The sequence below is a fragment of the bacterium genome (assembly GCA_021372535.1).
Taxonomy (GTDB): Bacteria; Latescibacterota; Latescibacteria; order Latescibacterales; family Latescibacteraceae; genus JAFGMP01.
This window is the reverse complement of the sequence record JAJFUH010000051.1, coordinates 1-4455: the sequence shown is the minus strand read 5'-3', so window position 1 is coordinate 4455 and position 4455 is coordinate 1. Positions and strand designations below refer to the sequence as shown.

Below are 4455 nucleotides of genomic sequence, written 5' to 3'. Positions count from 1 at the left end.
GGAAATACTGAGAAATATCATCGTAATACGGTTATCCCCGGCGTTTTTTTCCCTGTGAGAGCCGGGCGGCCATCTCGACCGCGTCGATCATGCTTTCCGGGCTTGCAATGCCCTTCCCGGCGATATCGAACGCGGTGCCGTGATCGACCGATGTGCGGATTATCGGCAGGCCGAGTGTCGTGTTCACTCCGCCGACCTCGCGGCGTTCGCTGCCGAGTTTGAATCCCGCCAGCTTGAGCGCTATGTGCCCCTGGTCGTGGTACATTGCCACAACGCCATCAAACTGGCCGCTGTAAGCCCGTGCGAAAACCGTATCGGGCGGAATCGGGCCGACAGCGTCGATACCCTGCCCGATGAGGTCGTTCACCGCGGGAATGATCTCTCCGATTTCCTCCTGTCCGAACATGCCCGCCTCCCCGGCATGGGGATTGAGCCCGCATACTGCGAGCCGCGGCCGTTCGATTCCGAGGAGAAGGAGAGCCTCGTACATGAGACCCGCAACCCGCACGATCCGCTCCCTGCGGATAAGATCGGGAACGTCACGGATTGCGGTATGAGTCACCACATGAATCACCCGCAGCGACCCGAGGGTGAGGAGCATGGCTATATCGTCAGCGCCCGTGAGAGACTGGTAGAACTCGGTGTGTCCCGGAAATGCATATCCGCCCAGGTTGAGCGCTTCCTTGTTAATGGGCGCAGTGACTATCGCATCGACGCTGCCGTTTTTCGCGAGCTCGGCGGACCGCACGATACAGAGGCCGGCTGCTCGTCCGCAGGCGCTGTCAACGACGCCATACCCGGACGGGACTGACATTTTTTGGCCGGGAACGATAACATTGACCGTGTTGGAGTCCATGCTCATATCGTCCGGCGAGCCTGTTTCACGAACCGTAATGTCGAGCCCGAGCATTCCGGCGTCACGGACAAACGGTTCCGGATATCCGACGACGACCATACGGGCGCAGTCGTTCGCCCGCGCCGAAAAGAGGGTCTTGAGTATCACCTCGGGGCCGATTCCCGCCGGATCGCCCATGGTGAGCGCGCAGAGAGGTTTGTTCATTCGTTATATACTCCCGGTTATTCGTTCCGCAAAACGGTACTCAGTCTTCCGGCACCGGCGGTTTCTGATCCGGCGGAAGGGCGTTTTTGTATGTAAAGTCTTTGGTTTTTTCCCTGAACTCTTTTTGCGCCTGCTCGACGATTTTAGCATCCATGATCAGCTCGATGCCGCTCGCCGCAAGCGTTTTCGCCGCAACGATCATCCCCTTGTATCCGACCGAACAGCCAACCGCCGAAGCGACCGCCCAGCTGTGTCCCGGAATACCGGGAGGCATGGATGCAATACCGAGCTCCCCCGATGTCGGGATGTTCCAGCTTATGTCCGCCACATCGGTGGAGCCGCCGCCGGGAGTTTCCTTTTCGGGAAAGTCCTCGATTTCGGCGCTGAGCCCTTTTTCCTCCACACCGAGGTTTTTCTGCATTTTCTTTGCGAACGCCTGTTCTTCTTCGGTAAACTGCGGAGGGCCGACAATCCTGAGGTTTTCGTCGAGCAGCTTCGAGAGCACCTTGTTGGGCAGGTATTCGTACCCCCCGGTGATGAGGTTCACCTCCATGGTGGTATCGGTCATGAGCGCGGCTCCCTCGGCGCATTTCAGCACACGCTTGTAGACATCCTCGACACCCGCACGGTTTTCATCGCGGACGAAATACCAGACCTTCGCATAATCGGGCACGATATTGGGAGCCAGCCCGCCGTCCGGGATGACATAGTGGATGCGCACCGTGGGCTTGACATGCTCCCGTAAGAAGTTGACACCGGTGTCCATGAGCTCGACAGCATCGAGCGCGCTTCTGCCGTCCCAGGGATCGGCGGCGCCGTGAGCGGTTTTGCCGCGGAAAATAACCTCGAAGTTATTGAGGGCAATGGTTTTTGCCATACTGGCTTTACTGTTTGAGGACGGGTGCCAGGTGAGACACACATCGAGACCGTCGAACACTCCCGCTTTCATCATGTAGATTTTTCCGATAAGCGTCTCTTCCGCCGGGCAGCCGAACAGTTTGACCGTCCCCTTGAGGTTGTTTTTTTCCATGACCGCCTTCATCGCCATGGCAGCGGCGGCGCTGCCTGTACCGAACAGGTTGTGCCCGCAGCCGTGGCCGGGAGCGCCGTCCCTGAGCGGTTTTTTCTCGGGCAAGCCGGGTACCTGCGAGAGACCGGGCAGCGCATCGTATTCGGCGAGTATGCCAATTACCGGGTGCCCGGAGCCGAACGTTGCCACGAACGCTGTGGGCATATCGGCGACTCCGCGCTCCACGGTGAAGCCGTCACGTTCGAGCATTCCGGCCAGATAATCGGACGATTTATGTTCCCTGAGCGATGTCTCGGCGAATTCGTGGATCGACTGGGCCGCCTTTTCAAACTGCTCACGGTTGCCGTCTATCCAGACGATTGCTTCCTGTTTGTAAGAATCCGCGCGGTTGCGGGAGAGTCCCTCGCGGGGGAGAAGCAACGTGGCGCACAGGGCTGTCAATCCGACAATACAGAACAAACGCATGATGAACCTCCGGAGTGAGAGATACATTATTTATATGTGAATTCTGATTTTAGCAATGAATCTGCCTCATGGCAATACTGTAAAGTAATATGAAAATGCCCGGTCTGCAAACATCCTTTTCACTTGACCTTATTTATGGTTGCGAAAACCGTTTATTCCCATAAATATCAAACGCTTGTCGCTTCTCGGCCTGCCCGTAAAACACACCTGGTCCGTTACGAAGGTTGTCAGGCTCAGCAGATACGGCACATTTCAGATAGCTGAGACTGCGACAGACAAGAGGCTGTTTGATGAGATACCGGCCCGGATGGAACGATTGCGAAGCTGTGCAGGGTAACTGCGCCGCCGCTTGAATGGATTCATGGCTCTGTAACGGAGTATTTCACTGTTTAACAAGCATGTACGTAACAAATTTCATCGTTCATCATGCAGATAATACTTGCAAAAGAATCTATAAGTAATAATATTCATTATTATCCTTTTTGCAAAAGTCGTTTTCCAGGTTGTAATGAAGATGAGTTTCTACCATAGCCCCCTAATCCTCGGTCCCCTGCGCTTCGTGACTCAACGCTCCGCTTCGTGTCCCCCTGTGGGGGGAAAGGAACTCGTTATACTGCTGTTGTTTCCTGCCTCTCCGGGAGAAGAATATCCGCAGGACAGGAAGGGGGCTTCTACCAATAATCCGGACTTATACAAAAGCCTCATTTTAAAAAAGAATATAAGGAATTTCGATTGCTCGTGAATTTGATATGGGGAATGACGGTTCGGATGCTATCACACATTATGTTCGGCATCTTCATCCCGTCATAACCCGATCTATTCACAAAATTAAATAGAACACGGATTTTGCGGATTTGAATCTTATATATCATTGGTAGCAATGTCGACTTTAATTGTAACTAATCCGGATTATTTATAAACGCCGAAAATAGTAGCAGTAACTATGATTTAATATCAACAATAACAAAATCCTATAATGTTATCCATGCTTTTACATGATCCCCCTCGGCTTCGCCGTATCCCCCTTATAAAACAAAGGGGGAGCCAGCCCATCTCCCCCCTTAAAAAGGGGGGATGCCGCAAGGCAGGGGGGATCTTTTGTAAGAAAAAACAAGTTTATGAATAATCCGGGCTAAAAACAGTATTAATAATATATTATATCTCTTTGTGCCTTGGTGTCTTTGTGGTTAAGCATATTTTTCATGGATAATCAGGAATAAGTCAATTCAATAAAGATTTCTCATAAATTATACATTCAAAAAGGATGATTATCATGAGGAACGGTATAATTCATGTGTGTGGAAAAATTCTGTTTCCTTTGGCATCTCTTCTTCTTTTCACCGCCTTTTCCGTTTCCGGGGACCCCGGAAGATGGGAGCGTGAACTCTCCGGTGATAACTGGCGTCTATGGCTGGACCGTGAGGCACAATGGATCAATGACGACATTTTCATGCCGCCGGTCGATATTGCTTCCCTCCCGGTGAATCCGCCCAGCTGCGGCTGGGACAAGCTGAACAGCTCTGCGGATAAGGTAATCCCGGTTCCCGCCACCGTGGAAGAGCATTTCTGGAACAGCAACGGCAATCCCTGGGGCGAGGCGGGAGACTACCGCGGGGTTTCCTGGTTCAGCACCACGTTTACCGTCGATTCCGCATTAAAGGGCAAACGCATTACCCTGGCTTTCGATTCGGTCGTCCTGCGGGCGGAGGTGTTTATCAATCGCAAGCTCGTGGGCTACGATGTGATCGGCAATACTCCTTTCGAGGTGGATGTCACCAATGCGGTACGGTTCGACGGGGAGAACACCCTCGATGTGCGGGTAACCGATCCGGTGGGCAACTTCGACTGGAGCAACAACGATATGTACCGCTGGGGGAAGAATTGGGTTCCGGCCTACCAC

Annotated in this window: 3 protein-coding genes; 1 reads left to right on the top strand and 2 read right to left on the bottom strand. The window is 53.1% G+C overall.

Going from position 1 to position 4455, the window contains the following annotated elements; translation table 11 throughout:
- Window positions 1-31 precede the first annotated feature (31 nt).
- Complete coding sequence (gene pdxA, locus LLG96_05715) at window positions 32-1060, bottom strand: 4-hydroxythreonine-4-phosphate dehydrogenase PdxA (GenBank protein ID MCE5249700.1); 1029 nt, start codon at window positions 1058-1060, stop codon at window positions 32-34.
- Window positions 1061-1100: 40 nt separating this feature from the next.
- Window positions 1101-2555 (bottom strand): amidohydrolase, encoded by a 1455-nt coding sequence (locus tag LLG96_05710; GenBank protein ID MCE5249699.1) that lies wholly within the window; start codon window positions 2553-2555, stop codon window positions 1101-1103.
- Between the two features lie 1273 nt (window positions 2556-3828).
- On the opposite strand from LLG96_05710, the gene LLG96_05705 reads away from it, so the two are divergent.
- Window positions 3829-4455, top strand: a 627-nt coding sequence (locus LLG96_05705; protein ID MCE5249698.1) for a hypothetical protein, incomplete at its 3' end; no start/stop codon positions are given.